The sequence below is a fragment of the Agrobacterium vacciniicorymbosi genome (assembly GCF_040427045.1).
Taxonomy (GTDB): domain Bacteria; phylum Pseudomonadota; class Alphaproteobacteria; order Rhizobiales; family Rhizobiaceae; genus Agrobacterium.
On sequence record NZ_JBETMF010000003.1, the window covers coordinates 1 to 20,404 of the forward strand.

At 58.0% G+C, this 20,404-nt stretch carries 14 protein-coding genes; 7 read left to right on the forward strand and 7 right to left on the reverse strand.

Annotation, left to right across the window (positions count from 1 at the left end):
• Nucleotides 1-244: 244 nt before the first annotated feature.
• Nucleotides 245-2,065: an IlvD/Edd family dehydratase gene (locus ABUK73_RS05980; RefSeq protein WP_353576473.1), complete on the reverse strand. Its 1,821-nt coding sequence runs from the start codon at nt 2,063-2,065 to the stop codon at nt 245-247.
• A gap of 496 nt (nt 2,066-2,561) precedes the next feature.
• Here ABUK73_RS05980 and ytfQ point away from each other — a divergent pair, with 496 nt between their 5' ends.
• The 5 genes from ytfQ to ABUK73_RS06005 all read left to right on the forward strand — a co-directional run bounded on the left by ytfQ (nt 2,562) and on the right by ABUK73_RS06005 (nt 7,883).
• Nucleotides 2,562-3,521 carry a galactofuranose ABC transporter, galactofuranose-binding protein YtfQ gene (gene ytfQ / locus ABUK73_RS05985; protein ID WP_353576474.1) on the forward strand — a complete coding sequence of 320 codons (960 nt, stop codon included), beginning with the start codon at nt 2,562-2,564 and terminating at the stop codon, nt 3,519-3,521.
• Between the two features lie 68 nt (nt 3,522-3,589).
• A complete protein-coding gene (locus tag ABUK73_RS05990; protein WP_353576475.1) occupies nt 3,590-5,113 on the forward strand; it encodes a sugar ABC transporter ATP-binding protein in 1,524 nt (507 codons plus the stop codon).
• Nucleotides 5,113-6,156: an ABC transporter permease gene (locus tag ABUK73_RS05995; protein ID WP_454892336.1), complete on the forward strand. Its 1,044-nt coding sequence runs from the start codon at nt 5,113-5,115 to the stop codon at nt 6,154-6,156. Before ABUK73_RS05990 ends, ABUK73_RS05995 begins: the two co-directional genes overlap by 1 nt.
• Nucleotides 6,153-7,133, forward strand: coding sequence for a galactofuranose ABC transporter, permease protein YjfF (gene yjfF, locus ABUK73_RS06000; protein ID WP_113089128.1), 981 nt, complete (start codon nt 6,153-6,155; stop codon nt 7,131-7,133). Before ABUK73_RS05995 ends, yjfF begins: the two co-directional genes overlap by 4 nt.
• Nucleotides 7,134-7,151: 18 nt before the next feature.
• Nucleotides 7,152-7,883: a FadR/GntR family transcriptional regulator gene (locus ABUK73_RS06005; protein WP_353576477.1), complete on the forward strand. Its 732-nt coding sequence runs from the start codon at nt 7,152-7,154 to the stop codon at nt 7,881-7,883.
• A gap of 12 nt (nt 7,884-7,895) precedes the next feature.
• Here the strand turns inward: ABUK73_RS06005 and ABUK73_RS06010 are convergent, their stop codons facing one another.
• From ABUK73_RS06010 to ABUK73_RS06035, 6 genes are all read right to left on the reverse strand, one after another.
• A complete protein-coding gene (locus tag ABUK73_RS06010; protein ID WP_353576478.1) occupies nt 7,896-11,153 on the reverse strand; it encodes an error-prone DNA polymerase in 3,258 nt (1,085 codons plus the stop codon).
• On the reverse strand, nt 11,150-12,667 hold the full coding sequence (locus ABUK73_RS06015; RefSeq protein WP_353576479.1) for a Y-family DNA polymerase: 1,518 nt from the start codon (nt 12,665-12,667) through the stop codon (nt 11,150-11,152). The genes ABUK73_RS06010 and ABUK73_RS06015 overlap by 4 nt, the downstream gene beginning before the upstream one ends.
• Complete coding sequence (locus tag ABUK73_RS06020) at nt 12,582-13,343, reverse strand: ImuA family protein (protein ID WP_353576480.1); 762 nt, start codon at nt 13,341-13,343, stop codon at nt 12,582-12,584. The genes ABUK73_RS06015 and ABUK73_RS06020 overlap by 86 nt, the downstream gene beginning before the upstream one ends.
• A 141-nt stretch (nt 13,344-13,484) precedes the next feature.
• Nucleotides 13,485-14,756 carry an O-antigen ligase family protein gene (locus tag ABUK73_RS06025; protein ID WP_353576481.1) on the reverse strand — a complete coding sequence of 424 codons (1,272 nt, stop codon included), beginning with the start codon at nt 14,754-14,756 and terminating at the stop codon, nt 13,485-13,487.
• Between the two features lie 7 nt (nt 14,757-14,763).
• A complete protein-coding gene (locus ABUK73_RS06030) occupies nt 14,764-16,035 on the reverse strand; it encodes a polysaccharide biosynthesis/export family protein (protein ID WP_113089158.1) in 1,272 nt (423 codons plus the stop codon).
• Between the two features lie 126 nt (nt 16,036-16,161).
• Nucleotides 16,162-16,842 (reverse strand): sugar transferase, encoded by a 681-nt coding sequence (locus tag ABUK73_RS06035; RefSeq protein WP_113089122.1) that lies wholly within the window; start codon nt 16,840-16,842, stop codon nt 16,162-16,164.
• A gap of 791 nt (nt 16,843-17,633) precedes the next feature.
• On the opposite strand from ABUK73_RS06035, the gene ABUK73_RS06040 reads away from it, so the two are divergent.
• Both ABUK73_RS06040 and ABUK73_RS06045 read left to right on the forward strand, forming a co-directional pair.
• Complete coding sequence (locus tag ABUK73_RS06040) at nt 17,634-18,800, forward strand: isovaleryl-CoA dehydrogenase (protein ID WP_353576482.1); 1,167 nt, start codon at nt 17,634-17,636, stop codon at nt 18,798-18,800.
• A complete protein-coding gene (locus ABUK73_RS06045) occupies nt 18,797-20,404 on the forward strand; it encodes a carboxyl transferase domain-containing protein (protein WP_353576483.1) in 1,608 nt (535 codons plus the stop codon). The genes ABUK73_RS06040 and ABUK73_RS06045 overlap by 4 nt, the downstream gene beginning before the upstream one ends.

The following is a 20,404-nucleotide window of genomic DNA, read 5'->3' on the forward strand; positions in this document are numbered from 1 at the left end:
TTCGCCCGCCTCGTGCGCGCCAACCTCATGCATCGCAAACGAACAGACAGCCTTCTCAAACCACCACCCAGCACCAATCAGCACAAAGACCAGATGGTGATGCAATGGGTGTGAGTTTAAACCGGACAGTAGTGGGCTTGTCCCGAGCATCTAACCACGTTTGATCTTGTGGCTCGTTAGATCCTCGGGACAGGCCCGAGGATGACGAAGGGGGCTTCGCTGAAGCCCCCTTCTTTTCGTAACCTTAGTGGTTGTCGCGGGGCACGCCCTTGGTCTGGGCAATGCGCTGGTACTTGACGGCATTTTCCAGAACTGCGCCGGTTTCCATCTGGCCGACGAGGCCGCGCTGGATTTCCTGCCATGGGGTCTGGTGGTCAGGGTACTTGTAGCCGCCAGATGCGGACAGGGCCTCATAACGCTTGGCCAGCTCTTCGGCAGAAATCAGAATGTCTGCCTTGCCGTTGCCAACGTCGATGCGAACACGGTCGCCGGTCTGAAGGATGGCGAGACCGCCACCGGCAGCCGCTTCCGGCGATGCGTTGAGGATGGACGGGCTGCCCGATGTGCCGGACTGACGACCGTCACCGATGCAGGGAAGCGACGTGACGCCCTGCTTGAGCAGGTAGTCCGGCGCACGCATGTTGACGACTTCTGCCGCACCCGGGTAACCGATAGGGCCCGCACCGCGCATGAACAGAACCGTGTTGGCGTCGATGCCGAGCGACGGATCGTCGATACGGTGGTGGTAATCTTCCGGTCCATCGAACACCACGGCCTTGCCTTCGAAGGCTTCCGGATCGTTCGGGTTGGACAGGTAACGCTCGCGGAATTCAGGCGAGATAACGCTGGTCTTCATGATAGCCGACGAGAATAGGTTGCCGCGCAGAACACGGAAGCCTGCACGCTCCTTCAGCGGCTGATCGAACGGACGAATGACCTTTTCGTCTTCGATGATGGCACCACGGCAGTTGTCGCCAATGGTCTTGCCGTTCACCGTCATCGCGTCTTCCTTGATGAGACCCTGCGTCATCAACTGGTTGACGACAGCTGGAACACCGCCTGCGTGGTAATAATCTTCACCAAGATATTCGCCGGCAGGCTGAAGGTTGACCAGCAAAGGCACTTCTTCGCCGTAGGTCTGCCAGTCATCGACCGTCAGTTCGACGTCGAGGTGGCGGGCCAGACCGTTCAGGTGGATTGGCGCGTTGGTGGAACCACCGATAGCAGAGTTGACGCGGATGGCGTTGATGAAGGCGTCCTTCGTCATGATATCGGAAGGCTTGAGGTCTTCCTTGACCATTTCAACGATGCGCAGACCGGTAAGGTAGGAAATTTCCTGACGGTCGCGGTACGGCGCGGGAATGGCGGCAGAGCCCGGCAGCTGCATGCCAAGTGCTTCGGCCAGCGAGTTCATCGTCGTCGCCGTACCCATGGTGTTGCAATAACCCGTGGATGGGGCCGAAGACGCAACCAGCTTCACAAAGCCGGCATAGTCGATTTCGCCCTTGGCCAGAAGTTCGCGGGCCTTCCAGACGATGGTGCCCGAACCGGTGCGTTCGCCACGGAACCAGCCGTTCAGCATCGGGCCGACGGACAGAGCGATGGACGGAATGTTGACGGTGGCCGCCGCCATAAGACAGGCAGGCGTGGTCTTGTCGCAGCCAATGGTCAGCACGACGCCGTCGAGCGGATAGCCGTAGAGCACTTCCACGAGGCCGAGATAGGCAAGGTTACGGTCGAGACCAGCGGTCGGGCGCTTGCCGGTTTCCTGAATCGGGTGAACAGGGAATTCGATGGCGATACCGCCGGCTTCGCGAATACCTTCGCGCAGACGGTTGGCAAGCTCAAGGTGGTGACGGTTGCAGGGCGACAGGTCGGAACCCGTCTGGGCGATACCGATGATCGGGCGATCCGACTGCAATTCCGCCTGGCTGAGGCCGAAGTTCATGTAGCGCTCGAGATAAAGCGCCGTCATATCCGCATTGTCAGGGTTATCGAACCAAGCGCGCGAACGCAGCTTACCGCCCTTGCCTTGAGTTGCGGGTAGGTTGTTCGAGTCTTTCATGATTTTGGTCTCCAGCCGAAAGTGGCGAATGGGTACGACAACAGGATTGCGACGACCTTGTGATGAGCGGCAGAGAAAAGAGCCCGGCGGGCAGGCGCACGCACCACGTCCAGCTGAGGACATCGCCCCAGGAGACCCGTCTTCTGAAAACAGTCGATGACGATTGTCACGAAATTTCCGCCCTGAATTATTCTTTTGCCCCGCCCTCATCTGCGACAAATGCCTGTAACGGTCAATGCCCCGGATCAGCGCTCGGTATTCATATTACTATTTTGTGAGGAAAGGCCTTGTCAAGTAAAGCCTCAGACCGATCCGTTCAGCCATATGAAAATATTTTGGCCTCTAATTTTATTGTAAAATAACAATAAATTCCATTTTCCTGCGTTTCCGCGGCGAAATCAACATGAGAAATTACTGAAAAGCACCTTTTCAAAGGTAATACTATATGCTCATATCGGTCTCGTCATAGCCGAATTCATCTCTGGGAGGATATAAGATGAAAAAAGCAATTGCGGCAGTTACTGTCGCTTTTTCTGTGTGTCTGGCATCAGGCGTTTCCGCAAAATCTCTGACCGTTGGCTTCTCGCAGATCGGCTCCGAATCCGGTTGGCGCGCGGCTGAAACGACCGTTACCAAGCAGCAGGCCGAAAAGCGCGGCGTCACGCTGAAGTTCGCCGATGCGCAGCAGAAGCAGGAAAACCAGATCAAGGCTGTCAGAGGCTTTATCGCGCAGGGCGTCGATGCGATCTTCATCGCACCCGTCGTCGCTACCGGCTGGGATGCCGTTCTCAAAGAAGCCAAGGAAGAGAAGATCCCTGTCATTCTTCTCGACCGTCAGATTGAGGCTCCCGACAGCCTGTATCTGACTGCCGTGACCTCCGACCAGGTCCATGAAGGCAAGGTTGCCGGTGAATGGCTGGCCAAGGATGTCGGCTCCAAGGATTGCAAGGTCGTAGAGCTTCAGGGCACGACTGGTTCTTCGCCTGCGATCAACCGCAAGAAGGGCTTCGAGGAAGGCATCGCATCGCATGCCAACATCAAGATCGTTCGTTCGCAGACCGGTGACTTTACCCGCACCAAGGGCAAGGAAGTCATGGAAAGCTTCATCAAGGCTGAAGGCGGCGGCAAGGATATCTGCGCAGTCTACGCCCACAATGACGACATGGCCGTTGGCGCAATCCAGGCTATCAAGGAAGCTGGCCTGAAGCCCGGCACGGATATCAAGGTCGTGTCCATCGATGCCGTTCCTGATATCTTCAAAGCCATGGCAGCCGGTGAAGCTAACGCAACTGTTGAACTGACACCGAACATGGCCGGTCCTGCCTTCGATGCGCTCGACGCTTATCTGAAGGACAAGAAGGAGCCGAAGAAGTGGATCCAGACGGAATCTAAACTCTACACCGCGTCTGATGACCCGATGAAGGTTTACGAGGAGAAGAAGGGACTGGGCTACTAAGCCGGTTTCGACTTCGGGAACGGCGGGCAACCGCCGTTCCTTCCTTACTATCCGTGCAGGAAAATACCATGTCCGAAGCCAGCCCCCTTCTGGAAGCGCGCGCCATTGGAAAATCTTTCCTCGGCATCGCTGCTCTCGATAATATCGACATATCGCTCAACCACGGTGAAGTGCATGCGCTGCTCGGTGAAAACGGTGCTGGGAAATCGACGCTCATCAAAATATTGACCGGTGTCTACAGCCGGGATCGCGGCACGATCCGCCTGGAGGGAAGCGAAATTTCCCCTGCGAATGTCGCAGAAGCACAGAACCTCGGCATTGGCACCGTCTATCAGGAGGTCAATCTTCTCGAGAACCTGACCGTTGCCGAAAACCTCTTTCTCGGCAGACAGCCCCGCCGTTTCGGCCTAATCGACCGGCGTGAAATGCGCATGAGATCGCAGACGCTTCTGGCGCGTTACGGACTTTCGATCAATGTCGATGCGCTGCTTTCCAGCTATTCGGTCGCGATCCGTCAGATCATCGCCATTGCCCGCGCCGTCGATCTCTCCGGCAAGGTGCTGGTGCTGGACGAGCCTACGGCCAGTCTCGACAACCACGAAGTCGAGATGCTGTTTACCGTGCTGCGGCAATTGCGCGCCGAGGGGCTGGGCATCGTCATCATCACCCACTTCCTCAACCAGGTCTACGACATTGCCGACCGCGTGACGGTATTGCGCAACGGCAAGCTTGTCGGCACCCGCACCATTTCCGAGCTGCCGCGCGGCGAGCTTATTTCCATGATGCTGGGCCGGGAGCTGCAAAGCGTGACGCATGATCGCCAGGCCCCGGAAGCAACCGTGGTGGAAGGCGAAGCCCCAATTCGCTTTACCGGTTACGGAAAGCGCGGCAGCGTTGAGCCCTTCGATCTCGATGTCCGCCCCGGCGAAGTCGTCGGCATTGCCGGTCTGTTGGGTTCGGGCCGCAGCGAGACGGCGTTCCTTCTTTTCGGCATCGACAAGCCGGATGGCGGACAAGCGAGCATCGATGGAAAGACAGTTGCCATCACCTCGCCAGAAGCGGCCATCGACAACGGGTTCGGCTTTTGCCCGGAAGAGCGCAAGACGGACGGCATTATCGGTGATTTTTCCGTGGCGGATAATATCGCCCTTGCGCTGCAGGCCCGGCAGGGATGGATGCGCCCGCTCTCGCACAAGCAAAAAGCCACCTTGGCGGATGGCTTCATCAAATCGCTCGACATCCGCCCGGCGGATCGCGAACGGCCGATCAAGTTTCTGTCCGGCGGCAACCAGCAGAAAGCTATCCTCGCACGCTGGCTGGCAACCGATCCACGCCTGCTCATTCTCGACGAACCCACACGCGGCATCGATATCGGGGCGCATGCGGAAATCCTGAAAATGATCGAGCGGCTCTGTTCGCAAGGCATGTCGCTCATCGTCATATCGTCGGAACTGGAAGAGCTGACGGCTGTGGCGCACCGCGTGATCGTTCTGTCCGACAGGCGACATGTGGCCGAACTCAAGGGAGAAGACGTGACGGCTGACAACATCATGCAAGCCATTGCCAGTGCCGCCAGAACGGAGGCCGCATGATGAATATTGTCACCAAGCGCCTGAAACGGCTGGCACCCCAACTCGCCGCCCTCGTCATCATCCTTGGCGCCATCGCGGCCATCTCGCCCGGCTTTCTGAACGTCTCGTTCCAGAACGGACGTCTCTATGGCAGCATCATCGACATTCTGGTGCGCGCCGCACCCGTGGCGCTGCTGACCATAGGCATGACGCTGGTCATTGCCACCAAGGGCATCGACCTTTCCATTGGCGCAGTCATTGCCATCTGTGGCGCGGTTGCGGCGATGTTGATCAGCGGTGGCCACTCGATCCCGGTCGTCATTGTCGTTTCGCTGGCTGTCGGCATTGTCTGCGGCATCTGGAACGGCATTCTCGTCGCCATCCTCGATATTCAGCCGATCATTGCCACCCTCATTCTGATGGTCGCGGGGCGCGGCATTGCCCAGTTGATTACTGAAGGCGTTATTCTGACCTTCAACAATGACAGCTTTTCCGCCCTCGGTTCCGGCTCCTTTGCGGGCATTCCGATGCCGATCATCATCTGGGTGCTGACCGCCTTGCTGATCGGCATTCTGGTGCGCAAATCGGCGCTCGGCTTTCTCATCGAAGCGACCGGCGTCAACCGCCGCGCCGCAGCGCTTGCCGGTGTTAGAGCCCGCTTCCTTCTGTTCTTCGTCTACGCCGTCTCAGGCCTCTGCGCCGCCGTCGCGGGCTTGATCGTGACAGCCGATATCAGGGGTGCGGATGCCAACAATGCCGGGCTTTGGCTGGAACTGGATGCCATTCTGGCGGTGGTCATTGGCGGCACATCGCTGAATGGCGGGCGTTTTTCCATCACGGCCTCGCTGATCGGCGCATTGATTATCCAGACGATCAACACAGGCATTCTCGTGTCCGGCTTTCCGCCAGAGTTCAACCTCATCATCAAGGCGGGCATCATCATCGTCGTGCTGACACTGCAATCCCCTGCCATCGGCACCTTCATCGGCTTTGCAAGATCGCGCAAACCGGATGGCCCTGCCCCGCACGCCAAACCCGTGAACCATGAGGGAGCCGCGCGATGATCCACACCCGCAACCTACCCTTTCTGACGACACTCGCGGTCTTCATCGTCGCCTATGTGCTGTGCGTCATGCAATATCCCGCGATGTTTTCCACCCGCGTCGTTGGCAATCTCCTGACGGACAATGCCTTTCTCGGCATCGCCTCTGTCGGCATGACCTTCGTCATCCTCTCCGGCGGCATCGACCTTTCCATCGGCTCGGTCATTGCCTTTGCCAGCGTGTTCGTGGCCGTGCTGGTCGGCACCTATAATGTCCACCCGCTGGTGGCCTTTGCTGCCGTGTTGGTTATCTCCACCCTGTTCGGCTGCCTGATGGGCGCGATGATCCGCTTTCTGACGATCCCGCCCTTCGTGGTGACGCTGGCGGGCATGTTTTTGGCGCGCGGTGCGGCCTATCTCATCTCGACCGACTCGGTGCCGATTTCGCATCCCGTCATCGATGCCATTCAGGGCTTCTATTTCCGCTTTCCCGGCGGTGGGCGGCTGACGGCGCTGGCCATTCTGATGCTGATCGTCTTTGCCGTTGGGATTTTCGTCGCAAGCCGCACGCGCTTTGGCGCCAATATCTACGCACTCGGCGGCAACCAGCAATCGGCGGAACTGATGGGCGTTCCCATCGGCAAGACGATCATTGGCATCTATGCTCTCTCGGGCTTTCTCTCGGGGCTGGCGGGCATTGTCTACACGCTCTACACCTCGTCGGGCTATTCGCTGGCGACGGTGGGCGTGGAACTCGATGCCATCGCAGCCGTGGTTATCGGCGGCACCTTGCTGACGGGCGGCACAGGGCTGGTGGCAGGCACCTTCATCGGCCTGCTGATACAGGGGCTTATCCAGACCTATATCGTTTTCGAAGGCACGCTTTCCTCCTGGTGGACGAAAATCGTCATCGGCATACTATTGTTCATATTCATCGTGTTGCAACGCACAATCATCTGGTATTCAAACAGACGATTGGCCGGGGGACATCCGGCATAACGGAAGCGGAGGCATTGATTGGGGCTGCTGGAAACCACGATTACCGGACGAAAGCGGCGTAGCAGCCACGCGCATGTCGTGGCTGAACTCGGCAGCGCCATCGTCTCCGGTCGCATTCCTGAAGGCTCGCTTCTGCCGAATGATGCGGAGCTTTCCCTGCGCTTCGGCGTCTCGCGCACCGTGCTGCGGGAAACCATGAAAACGCTGGCGGCCAAATGCCTTGTGGAGCCCAAAGCCAAGGTCGGCACCCGCGTTCTGGAAAAATCCAGCTGGAATTTCTTCGATCCCGACGTTTTGGGCTGGCGCTGCGACGCCGGGCTGGACCCTGAATTCATCAATCATCTGGCCGACATCCGGCTGGCGCTGGAGCCCGCAGCAGCAGCGGCTGCCGCCCGCCATGCCTCCAGCGAAGACATCGTCTCGCTCTACACCATCGCTGCGCAGTTCGATAATCTGAACCACACCCCGGAAACCATCGCCAAGGTCGATCTGGATTTCCATCTGGCGGTCGCGCGTATTTCCGGCAACCCGTTCATGCGCTCTGCCAGCGGCCTGATCGAGGCGGCACTGGCCATTTCCTTCCAGCTGTCCTCGCCCGCCGCTTCGCCAGAGACGATTTCGGAGATTGCGTCCAATCATCTGCGCATCGTCCATGCCATTGCGGCCCGGGACGAAGACGCTGCCATCAAAGCCATGCGACAGGTCATTCTGGTTGGCAAGGACCGGATCAAGAATGCTATCGCGGAGTGAGCATCCGAAGCCTTAATGAAAATTGCGGCCTTTGACGGTGATGTGGTCGTCTCCATCGTCCTGAATGTCTGATCGTTTCGGCAGGCGACGTCGGTCTTCCGGCGGAATGCCGTGATGGAACTCATCGCCCCTCCCATGCGGCAGCGGAAACGGCCCCTCCCTTTCGCCGACGCTTTTCAGCACATCCGAGAGATCGGTGACGCGATGGGCGACCAGATGCACGACCTCGCCTTCGCGCTGGAGCTTGCCGTAGATGCCAACCATCCCCGCCGAAAGGATGACGCGGCGGAATTTCTCGAAGGTTTTGACCCAGACCACGGCATTGGCAATGCCCGTCTCATCCTCCAGCGTCATGAAGATGACGCCCTTGGCCGAGCCGGGCCGCTGGCGGATCAGCACCAGCCCCGCTACCTCCAGCCAGCGTCCGTCTTTCGAATTGACGGCCTGCGCACAGGTGGTGATGCGCCGCCGGGAAAGATCGTCGCGCAAAAACGCCATGGGATGCTGGCGCAGCGTCAAGCCGACATGGCCGTAATCCTGCACCACCTCACCGCCAGCCGTCATGGGCCGCAGGGCAACCTCCGGCTCGCTCAGTTCCGCAATCACGCTATTCTGGCGCGTGGCCGCCGCCGCAAACAAAGGCAGCGGCTCATCCCGCAACGCCTTGATGGCCCACAGAGCCTGACGGCGGGAGAGGCCAAGCGATGGCAGAAACGCATCGGCTTCGGCAAGGGCAACCAGCGCATCGACGGGAACACCGGCCCTACGCCACAGATCATCGATGGAAACAAATGGCCGGTCCTCACGGCACGCGATGATATCGCCCGCGCGCTTGTTGGACAGGCCCTTGACCAGGCACATGCCGAGCCGCACGGCATTGCGTTCCGGTCCGACTTTTTCTTCCAGAGCACAATCCCAACGGCTGGTGTTGATGCAGACCGGGCGCACGACGACACCGTGATTTTGCGCATCGCGGACCAATTGCGCGGGGGCATAGAAGCCCATCGGTTGGGAGTTCAGCAGCGCGACGCAGAAAATATCAGGGTGGTGGCATTTTACCCAAGAGGACGCGTAGGCGATCAGGGCGAAGGAGGCGGCGTGGCTTTCAGGGAAACCGTAGCTGCCGAAGCCTTTGATCTGTGCGAAAAGACGTTCAGCGAATTCCGGTGCGAAACCGTTCTTGATAAGCCCGCCAATCAATTTACTTTCAAAATTGGCAATCGTTCCGACATTCTTGAAGGTCGCCATTGCCCGCCTTAACTGATCGGCTTCATTGGCAGAAAAGCCCGCACAATCAATCGCGAGCCGCATGGCATGTTCTTGAAAGAGCGGGACACCCAGCGTCTTCCAAAGGACTTGTTTGAGCATGGGATGTTCATACTCGATTGTTTTCCCCTGCGCTTTTTCCTGCCGCCTTTTGAGATAGGGGTGGACCATATTGCCCTGAATAGGACCGGGCCGCACAATCGCCACCTGAATGACGAGGTCGTAGAGTTCCTGCGGCCTCAGCCTCGGCAGCATGGACATCTGGGCGCGACTTTCGATCTGGAAGGTGCCTATCGTGTCAGCCTTGCAGATCATGTCATAAGTTGGCTTATCGTCATTCTTGATGCTGGTTAGCTCAAATTTCTCGCCTTTTCGAACCGTTAGCATATCGAAAGCTCGACGCATGCAGGACAACATGCCTAGTGCGAGGCAATCCATCTTCATGAAGTCAACAACCTCGATATCATCTTTGTCCCATTCGATAATGCGCCGGTTATCCATGGCGGCGGGCAGAATGGGGACGAGTTCGTCCAGTCGGTCATGGGTCAGCACGAAACCACCGGGATGTTGGCTGTGATGGCGCGGCGTGCCGATGAGTTGCCTTGCAAGGTCGAAAGCCAGTTTTACGCGGCGGTCATTGAGGTTGATGTTGAGGTCCTTCGCCTCCTTCTCACCGGCATCTTCGGTCCACCACCAGATTTGCGAGGACATGAGCTTGGTCAGGTCTTCCGGCAGGCCCAGTACCTTGCCGACATCGCGAATGGCACCCTTGCCGCGATATCGGCTGATGACGGAACACAGGGCTGCCTTGTCATGTCCATAATGGCCGTAAATCCATTGTATGATGTCTTCGCGCCGCTGATGCTCGAAGTCGACATCGATATCCGGTGGCTCGTCACGATTTTCCGACACGAAACGCTCGAACAGAAGATCGCTTTCATTTGGATCGATGGCGGTAATGCCAAGCACGTAACAAACGGCGGAATTGGCCGCCGAACCCCGCCCCTGACAGAGAATTTCCATCTTCCGTGCCTGACGGACGATGGCATTGACCGTCAGAAAATAGGGCGCGTACTTCTTCTTGGCGATAATCGCCAACTCATGTTTGAGAATATTTTTGACCTTTTCCGGCAGGCCATCGGGATATCGTACCGGCACTTCGTCCCAGACGTATTGTTCAAGCGCTTCCTGCGCGCTCAAGCCCGGTATTTGACGTTCATCCGGGTACTGATATTTCAGCTCTTTGAGCGAAAACGTGCACCTTCGCACAATCTCCAGCGTTCGACTGAGAGCGCCAGGATAGGCGGAAAACAGCCGGTGCATTTCCTGCGGCGGTTTCAGATAGCGGTCGGCGTGTCGCTCCCGCCGGAAACCGGCATCGTCGATGGTGCAATTGTGGCGGATGCAGGTCACGACATCTTGCAACATGCGGCGTTCCAATTCGTGAAACAGCACGTCATTGGTAACGACGGTGGCGACGCCAATGCGCTCCGCCATGCGCGAGAGATCATAGAGGCGCACATGATCGTTCGGGCGGCGGCGCAGGCTCATCGCCACATAGGCGCGATCACCGAAATCCGCTTTCAAGCGCCGCAGCCGAATGGATAGAAGGTCATCCACAAGGTCCGGCAAGAGGATGACCAGCAGCCCCTCGCCATAGGTGACAAGATCGCTCCACCTCAGATCGCACTTGCCCTTTGCAGCATCTTTTTTGCCGTGGGTGAGCAGACGGCACAGCCGGCCATAGGCGGCGCGATCGGTGGGATAGACCAGCACGGAGATATCATCTTCCAAGTCGAGCCTGCACCCGACGACAAGCCGGATGCCGGTTTTTTCTGCCGCTTCATGGGCGCGCGGGATGCCTGTGAGGCTGTTGCGGTCCACGATGCCCAGCGCCTCGATGCCGAGGGCTTTCGCCTGCGCGAACAAATCCTCGCAGGAGCTGACGCCTCGCAGAAACGAGAAATGCGACGTCACCTGAAGTTCGGCGTAATGGTCGCTCATCCGAATAGCCCGTGCAAAAACCAGCCCTGGGAGCCGGTATTGGCGTGCTCGCCATCGCCAGAGCGGAAAATCCAGAAACGTTCGCCGCTCTCATCCTCCACCGTGAAATAATCGCGAACGGCGGCCTGTTCGCGGTCGCGTTTCCACCATTCGCCGAACACGCGTTCCGGCCCATCGGCGCGCTTTACCAGACGGCGGATGCCGCGCCAGGTGAAGCTTTTGGGGGGATGGTCCGGCAGCAGCGCCATGGTCTGGATCGGTTCCGGGCGGGCAAAAAGGCGCACCGGGCGTGGCCAGTGGTCCGGCCAGCCGAGGGTATCATCGGCAGATTGGGCGGCCACCATCTGCACGGAACGTTCCGGCACATCGCTGGCGACAGCGGTATAACGATATACCTTGTGGCCGCGGTTGATGATGACATCGACGGTTTCACCAATATCGGCTTTTACATCGTCCAGCAGGGTAGAGCGGGCCTGACCCAGCACCAGCGCTTCCGCATGGGTTGCCGTCAGGGTCATTTTCTCGATGCCGAAACCGGGATTGATCGTATCGATCCGGTCGCACAAAAGGCGGGTGAGCTGTTTGACATCGCGAACCGGCTTCGACGTTCCCGCACGGATGGCCTGCAAGCCGCTATCGACCCGGTGCAGCACCAGATCGACACGCCGGGCGCCAAGGCCGCGTTTTTCAAGCCCGATGCAAAGCTGGCGAACGAGCTTTTCGGTGTATCGTGCGATGGTCTCGACAGCGGAAATGGGTTCGGCAAAGAAGCGGAAGGCCTCGACCAGTTCCGGGATGCGGATCGGTTCGATGGGTTCTGACAGCAGACAATGGGCCTGATCCAGCCTGCGGCCGATTTCCGGGCCGAACCGCAAGGTGAGCGGCGCGCGCGCCGTCGCCATCAGCTCTGTAATGGTGCGAAAACCCAGCACTTTCAGGTCGGCTACGACCCTTGGTTCAAGGCGCAGTGCTGCCAAGGGCAATGCTGCGAGGGCGGCTGTGGCCCCATGTTGCGGCACGATGGTCACAGGCTCTTTCCCGAAACGGGCAAGCGCATGCGCCGCGCCCCAGCTATCGGCAATCGCAGCGCGTGCGGTAAAGCCAAGCCCGTGCAAGCGATTGACCATGCCGGTCAGCATCAGCTGCTCGTTGCCATGCAAATGGTCTGCGCCTGTCGTATCCAGCACCAGACCGTCGGGTGGGTCTGGCGCGACGATGGGCGCATAGATGCGCAGGAACCAGAAGGCGAGATCGCGCAGTGCTTTGGCGTCGTCGGCTGCCTGCAACTCTTCAACGATGAGTCCTGGAATGATGGCCTGCGCCTTGCTGACGGGCATGCCGAGCCGCAAACCGGCAGCGGTCGCGGCCACATCCTGCGCCGCGATAACGCGGCGGCTTCCCTGTCTGGCGATCATGACAACCGGACGATCAAGCGCTGGCGCTTGTTTGCCAAGCGCCCTGCGATATCGATCCGTCGACCATGTCGGCAGGTAGAGCGAGACGACCCTTTGCATCACAGGCTTCCACTTCAAAATCGGCACATTCGCCGCCACGACAGCGCAAAAGCTCCAGAAACCAACGCGCCCTCCCTACCCCCTGCACGGGCAGTGGCGTGGAGGGCCGCACGGAAATACGCCAGCGGGTCACGGCAGCGGTTGGCTGTCCAAACTCCACGGCACCGGATGGATGACGCCAGCGGCGAATGGCAAGACCGACGACACCGGAGGCTTCCGCTGCCAGTTGCAGACGCCGGGACGTGTTCATCGGCAGTTTCGACACCTCCCCCACCACAGCCCCGAAGCCGTTGCAGCGCAGGCCTTCCTCGAAACAATCCAAGACGCCCTTCTCATCGCGACACTCCACGATGATCAGCCGGTTTTGCGACAGGCCTGCCTGCGTCAAGGCGGGCATGAACAGATCAGGCCGCGTCACGCACCACAGGATTTTGCCTTTCACACGCGCCGCGATGCCTGCCGAAAACAGGGCCGATGCGGCACCATCCACCGCGCCATTGCCGCCACCGCTGACCTCATGCAGGCTGCCAAGCTTCAACCCACCGCCGGGCAGATGGTCATCGAGTACGGGAACACCGAAGGGCAGAATCTCCTGATGGCGGGCCGGGCCTTGCGTGATCCGCTCCAGCCTTTCCCGCAATTCTTCCACAACAAGCTGTTCTGCGCGTTTATGCATGACACAAGACTTTTCAGGAGCATTTCACGCTAAAATACCAACTGTTCACTTTTTGTTCCAATTTCAGCAAAGAGTCAATAACGCTGGCATAGGAGTCTTGTGGAGAAAAGAAAAAGCCGGAAAACCGGCTTTTATAAATGCTCACTGCCCGGCGACGGGACGCATGGCAATGCGTGAAAAAGGCCCGGCACTCGCGGGTGCCCGCTGTGGTAGGGTCAGCTTTCCCGCTGCGTAATAGAGAAGGAAGGAGCCGATCTGATAGGCAAAGATAATGTCGATTTCCACGAAGGAACGCACCACGAAGAGAGCACATAGCGCGCACAGGATCAGCCCTTGCGGATCGTCTTTCTTCACCAGAATTGAGCGCAGATGCCCGATCAAGGTGCCATACAGCACGATTGCCAGCAGGAACATTCCCACGAAACCATTTTCAACGACGGTTTCGATATAGGTATTGTGGAAGTGAAAGCCGCTGCGTGTGGTGATGAAGAAATCGGCCCATAGGCGTTCCGCATCAAAGAAGCCCATAACCCAAAAGCCCTGATAGCCGACACCCAAAATGGGAGAGGCCTTGGCCGCCTCAATGCCCTGCTGCCAGAGATATGTGCGCCCGGTCAGGGTCGTATCTTTGCCGAAAATGCCGAGGATGGCATCGAGCAGCCCGAATTGCAGAGATGCCACGGCTATGAGGCCGCCAGCACCGACAAGCGCCAGAAAGATCATCTTGCGATTGCCGGGAGACAGCATGTTCATGGGCAGGAAGCCGATGATCATGGCCACCACGGCAGCCGTGGTGATGACCGACGTGGCCGATTGTGATGCCAGCAGGCAATAGGCGGACAGCAGACCCGCGACCCCGGCGATGCCGAGCCACAGGATATCCCGCTGTCGCAACACCAGCACGGAGGAAGCGGCGAAGATGACGCCCAGCGACGCATAGAACCCGAGCTGGTTCTTGGAAGAGAATGCACCGACGAAGCTGACCGTGCCATCGAGCGCATCGAACAGGTAAAGGCCGAACAGCAGCGAATACAAGAGAACGACGATGGTCCCGATCAGCGCGCCGCGCGTCAGTGTCCTTATCGAAATCACCCGCATGGCAATCAGCGCGCAGATGATATGCGTCATATATTGAATGGACGAACGCATGGTCACAGACATGGCATCCGACCAGAAGCTGGACAGGATGGCGAGAATTCCGAAGGCGAAAATCCAGAGATATTTGAAGTAATTGCCCAGCACGCGCCGGTAATCCACCAGCACCAGCGGAAACCACACGGCGTAATAGGCGAGGATAGAGACCTGCCCGAACTTGGATGAATAGGCGAACACGAAGAACGACAGCGCCACCGCCGCCGTTCCGTAGAGGCCGTTTCTATCCGGATCGATCAGTGCCGATTTGGCAATCCGCATCTCGACCTCACTGCATCAGAATTTCTGATGACACCTTTATCACGTCGCCGGGCTGGATGGACGTCGTTTCATCGGCCTTGATTTCCTTGGACTTGCCCTCTTCCTCACGCACGATGATGTAGGTGATGGTTGCCGACTTGCCCGATGGATCGAAGCGGATTGCTTCTGCCGATTGCGCAAGCGCCTCGGAAATCAGCTCACGGCTGGTTCCCAATTGCAGGTTCAGCTTTTGCAATTCGGCTTCCGTATCCTGCAATTCCTTGGAGCGCTGCGCGACCCAATCATTGCGCAGATTGATCTCGTCCTGCATGGCCTTGTTGATATCCTGCTTGGCGCGCAGCGAAGACGTATCGATATCGAGAAGCGTGGACTCCACCTCGGCGGCACGCTCCTCGGCGGAAATCCGTCGTTGGGCAAGGGCAAGCCCCTGCTCGTTCAGACGGTTGACCTTCTCGCGGTCTTCATTTGCCAGCTGAAGCTGACGGTTCTGCGTTTCCGACTTCTTCTGCAGGGATTCGACTTCCGTTTCCAGAAGCTGCCGCAGATCGGTCAGCGCCTTCAACTGAAGCGTATAGCGTTCGCTACGCGACTTCATGAGAGCATTCTCGCTTTCCAGAAGCGCATCGATATTGATGATCTTTTCAAGCGCAGGCGTCTTGGTAATTTCCTTGTCGCCCCGGACTTCGGCCTGAAGCCGCGCCTGTCTCGCCAGAAGGCGACCACGCTGGTCATCATAGACGGCGGCATCGCCGCGGGCATTGATGAAATCACGGGCAAAACGCTGACCGGCATCCGACCGGCGCAGACCGCCGGACAGGCTGACGGCCTTCAGGACGGTGAGATTGGGTGCGTAGGGATATTCGCCAGGCTGCTGAACATCGCCCGTGAGGAACACGGGACGGAACTGCGAGACCTCGACGGAAGCGGACGGAAGATTGCGCAGGGCAAACTTGCTTTGCAGCTGCGCACCGATTTCCTCGCCAACCTCACCCGTGGTTTTGCCGGCAACATCCAACTGACCAATGAAGGGAAGAGACAGCGAACCGGATGCACCGACGGCATAATCGCCGTTGATGACATCCCAGTTGCGGATCGTGCCATCGGCAGGCTGCCATTCCGCAACGCGAATGCGAAGCTTGTCGGCAGTGCCAAGGCGGTATTGATTATCCTGAGCGAAAGCGTGGAGCGGACCGATAACGACCAGAGAGGCCGCTATGAAAAGCGCAGGAACCTTGCGCCACGCACCATTCAATGAAAATCCGGCGGCAGTGCCAACCATATTGAACTCCATATTTACGGCTGCGCGCGCAGCCGGATTACGACCAGCTTTTAAGCCGGTCGCAAATGCCACAAAAAAGTGGCCGCAATATCTTAATGCTGCAAAACGCCAAGCTAAGGATTTTGTTCAATAGCTGCCGCGTGACATGCACACAGCTGGAATGGTTTTGACGATAATAAACACGTCCTGCATCATCGACCAGTTGCGCACATACTGCGTGTCGAAATCGACGCGAGCCTTATAAGACACGTCGTTACGACCACTGATCTGCCACAAGCCGGTGAGGCCTGGGCGTGTGCTGAGATAATAAGAAGCTGCACTTTCGTAATAGTTCAGCTCTTCATCAACCACCGGACGGGGGCCGACGACACTCATCTCACCACGAATGATGTTGATAAGCTGTGGCAGCTCATCAAGGCTGAGCTTGCGCAGAACGGTTCCGATTGCGGTAACGCGCGGATCGTCCTTCAGCTTGCGTGTTGATTTCCATTCCTCTGCAGCGTCTGGATTTGCAGAGAGATACTGTCGCAGGACTTCATCACCGTTCATCACCATGGTGCGGAACTTCAGGCAATGAAAAGAACGTCCGTTATGTCCAACACGACGATGCCCGTAAAATGCGGGACCGCGGTCAGAAAATTTAACCAAAGCCATGATCATAAGAAAGATCGGGCTAAGTACGAGGAGTGCTAGCAGGGCTGACGAAACGTCAAAGCTGCGTTTAGCGATTCCTCCGATCGGAAAGCTCACATCAAATTCATCTGAGCTACTAAGCGGCGAAACAGCCGATCGAGTCGCGGACTTCATAGAGAGGACTCCATTTATGTTTTGCGATGGTCGGTACCCGTTGGGCGCGTCATTTCGAGTATCATCTGACAGCAAGGCTGTGACCAGAATTTGGTGCTTTTGAATTTTTTGTGAGGCACCCCGCCTTAGTCTTACCGGGCAGGCGAACCCAAAATACTCACAAAAGAACTGGTTTTAATATTAAAATACAGCCAACCAAGAAGAAACGCACCAACGCTTCCCACGCCCTTCAAGGCAACGGTGTTACCTTATGTATTGAGGAGGAAGCTACATTTGATTTATTCTTATAGCGTTCTCGGTTTGCCCTGACGCCAGAGACCCTTCCGAACAGAAATCAAAGCTTATCAAGCAAAAAACGCTATGGTGCAGCGCAACAAAATTGCGGCAACGCACACTCAAAAAGACAAGGAATGTCTGTATTTTTATGAAGAAAAATTAATCTCGTCTTCAAAATTGCAGGAATCGATGTGCAAAAGGGACGCAATCATGACGCAAATGAGGCGAAAGAATGGCAGATCGCATTTGCATAGCTCCGAATAATGTTCGGCGAGTTCTCATATGCAGATATAATCGATTGAGCCAGTGACGATTGCGTGATTCTGCGTGGATTTTTTGACCGCGACTGCTCCCGCTCATCAAATTCCTACGCCACGGAGGTTGGCAGTTCACATTATTCCGGCGTAGCATGGTGACAAATCGTCGGCGACCTTCTGCTCGCGACTGAAATGCCGTGACGGTCGCGCCACTGGGGAGAGTGGTTGGTCGTTGCCTGAAATGGGAGGAGCCGTTTCATGTTCACCAACGCCATGAGCTTTGATCTCGGCGAAGACATCGACGCATTGCGCGATATGGTTCATCGCTTTGCGCAGGAACGGGTAAAGGCGCTTGCAGCCCAGATCGACAAGGCAAACGAATTCCCGGCAGAGCTTTGGCGTGAGATGGGAAGCCTTGGGCTTCTGGGCATTACCGTTCCGGAAATCTATGGCGGTGCGGATATGGGTTATCTGGCGCATACGGTTGCCGTGGAAGAAATAGCCCGCGCATCCGCTTCCGTCAGCCTCAGCTACGGCGCGCATTCCAACCTCTGCGTCAACCAGATCAAGCTCAACGGCAGCGACGAGCAAAAAGCCAGATATCTGCCGAAGCTGGTTTCGGGTGAGCATGTCGGCGCTTTAGCGATGTCTGAGGTCGGGGCCGGTTCAGATGTGGTCTCCATGAAGTTGCGGGCCGAAAAGCGTAATGACCACTATCGACTGAACGGCACGAAATATTGGATAACCAACGGGCCGGACGCGGATACGCTGGTGGTTTACGCCAAGACCGACCCGGATGCTGGCAGCAGGGGCATCACCGCCTTCATCGTGGAGAAATCCATGAAAAGCTTTTCCACCGGCCCGCATTTCGACAAGCTGGGCATGCGCGGCTCCAACACGGCGGAACTGATCTTCGAGGATGTCGAAGTGCCGATGGAAAATGTCCTTGGCGAAGAAGGCCGAGGCGTGCGGGTGCTGATGTCCGGTCTGGATTACGAGCGCGTCGTTCTGTCCGGCATAGGCACTGGCATCATGGCGGCCTGCCTGGATGAGATCATGCCCTATCTCAAGAGCCGCAAGCAGTTCGGCCAGAACATCGGCAGCTTTCAGCTCATGCAGGGCAAGATTGCGGATATGTATACGGCGCTCAATACCGCGCGCGCTTATATGTATGAGGTCGCCCGTGCCTGTGACCGGGGCAAGGTGACCCGACAGGATGCAGCGGCCTGCGTTCTCTATGCTTCGGAGCAAGCCATGATCGTGGCGCACCAGGCGGTGCAGGCCTTGGGCGGTGCAGGCTTCATGAATGAGACGCCCGTCAGCCGCATGTTCCGCGATGCCAAGCTGATGGAGATCGGTGCCGGGACATCGGAAATTCGCCGGATGCTGATCGGGCGCGAGCTGATGGAGAAGCAGGCGCAATGACCGTTCTGAAATCCGCAATCCTGACCAGCAGCGAAACCTTCACAAGCAATCGCAGCACCCATGAAGCCGCCTTGAAAACGGTGGAAGACGCCGTCGACATCGCCATGGCTGGTGGTGGCGAGACGGCACGCGAGCGCCACCTTGCCCGCGGCAAGTTGTTGCCACGCGACCGGGTGACCCGGTTGCTCGATCCCGGCTCCCCGTTTCTGGAAATCGGCATCACTGCCGCTCACGGTGTTTACGATGCTGCCGTGCCGAGCGCGGGGCTGATTACCGGCATCGGCCGGGTTAGCGGTCAGGACTGCATGATCGTCTGCAACGATGCGACGGTGAAGGGCGGCACCTATTTCCCTCTGACCGTCAAGAAACACCTGCGCGCACAGGAAATCGCAGAGGAAAACCACCTGCCCTGCCTCTATCTGGTGGATAGCGGCGGCGCGAACCTGCCCAATCAGGACGAGGTTTTTCCGGATCGCGATCATTTCGGGCGCATCTTCTATAATCAGGCACGGATGAGTGCTGCGGGCATTGCCCAGATTGCCGTGGTCATGGGCTCGTGCACCGCAGGTGGGGCTTATGTGCCGGCCATGTCGGATGTTACCATCATCGTGCGAGACCAAGGCACGATTTTTTTGGCTGGTCCGCCGCTGGTGAAGGCCGCGACCGGCGAAGTCATCTCTGCCGAAGAACTGGGCGGCGGCGATGTCCATACGCGCCTTTCCGGTGTTGCCGATTATCTGGCGGAAAATGATGAGCACGCGCTGGCCCTTGCCCGACAGGCCGTGGCCGGTCTCAACCGCCGCAAGGTTGAGACCGTGACATGGCAAGCACCGGAAGACCCGCTTCACGATCCGCAGGAAATTCTCGGTGTCGTCCCGGCAAGCCTGCGGACGCCTTACGATATCCGCGAAGTCATTGCCCGCATTGTCGATGGTTCCCGTTTCGATGAGTTCAAGGCGCGTTTCGGTGAAACGCTTGTCACCGGCTTTGCACATATCATGGGCTGCCCTGTGGGCATCGTTGCCAATAATGGTGTGCTGTTCAGCGAGGCGGCGCAGAAGGGTGCGCATTTCATCGAACTCTGCTCCCAGCGCAAAATCCCGCTCGTCTTCCTGCAAAACATCACCGGCTTCATGGTGGGGCGCCGATATGAGAATGAGGGCATTGCCCGCCACGGCGCCAAGCTGGTGACGGCGGTGGCAACGACCTCCGTTCCCAAAATCACCATGCTGGTGGGAGGCTCCTTCGGGGCGGGCAATTACGGCATGGCGGGCCGCGCCTATTCTCCTCGTTTTTTATGGACATGGCCCAATAGCCGCATATCGGTGATGGGCGGCGAACAGGCCGCAGGCGTTCTGGCGACCGTAAAACGCGACGGGCTGGAGCGCGCGGGGCAAAGCTGGAGTGCGGAGGAGGAAGCAGAATTCAAGCGACCCACCATCGAGATGTTCGAGCGGCAAAGCCACCCGCTCTATGCATCCGCCCGGCTGTGGGATGACGGTATTATTGACCCGCGCAAAAGCCGTGAGATTCTGGCGCTCAGCCTTTCTGTCTCCCTCAACGCACCAATAGCCGACACCCGCTTTGGCATTTTCCGCATGTGA

Coding starts and splice junctions, on each gene's coding strand:
- ABUK73_RS05980 (WP_353576473.1), bottom strand. CDS start 2,065: ATGAAAGACTCGAACAACCTACCCGCAACTCAAGGCAAGGGCGGTAAG.
- ytfQ (WP_353576474.1), top strand. CDS start 2,562: ATGAAAAAAGCAATTGCGGCAGTTACTGTCGCTTTTTCTGTGTGTCTG.
- ABUK73_RS05990 (WP_353576475.1), top strand. CDS start 3,590: ATGTCCGAAGCCAGCCCCCTTCTGGAAGCGCGCGCCATTGGAAAATCT.
- ABUK73_RS05995 (WP_454892336.1), top strand. CDS start 5,113: ATGAATATTGTCACCAAGCGCCTGAAACGGCTGGCACCCCAACTCGCC.
- yjfF (WP_113089128.1), top strand. CDS start 6,153: ATGATCCACACCCGCAACCTACCCTTTCTGACGACACTCGCGGTCTTC.
- ABUK73_RS06010 (WP_353576478.1), bottom strand. CDS start 11,153: ATGAGCGACCATTACGCCGAACTTCAGGTGACGTCGCATTTCTCGTTT.
- ABUK73_RS06015 (WP_353576479.1), bottom strand. CDS start 12,667: ATGCAAAGGGTCGTCTCGCTCTACCTGCCGACATGGTCGACGGATCGA.
- ABUK73_RS06020 (WP_353576480.1), bottom strand. CDS start 13,343: ATGCATAAACGCGCAGAACAGCTTGTTGTGGAAGAATTGCGGGAAAGG.
- ABUK73_RS06025 (WP_353576481.1), bottom strand. CDS start 14,756: ATGCGGATTGCCAAATCGGCACTGATCGATCCGGATAGAAACGGCCTC.
- ABUK73_RS06030 (WP_113089158.1), bottom strand. CDS start 16,035: ATGGTTGGCACTGCCGCCGGATTTTCATTGAATGGTGCGTGGCGCAAG.
- ABUK73_RS06035 (WP_113089122.1), bottom strand. CDS start 16,842: ATGAAGTCCGCGACTCGATCGGCTGTTTCGCCGCTTAGTAGCTCAGAT.
- ABUK73_RS06040 (WP_353576482.1), top strand. CDS start 17,634: ATGTTCACCAACGCCATGAGCTTTGATCTCGGCGAAGACATCGACGCA.
- ABUK73_RS06045 (WP_353576483.1), top strand. CDS start 18,797: ATGACCGTTCTGAAATCCGCAATCCTGACCAGCAGCGAAACCTTCACA.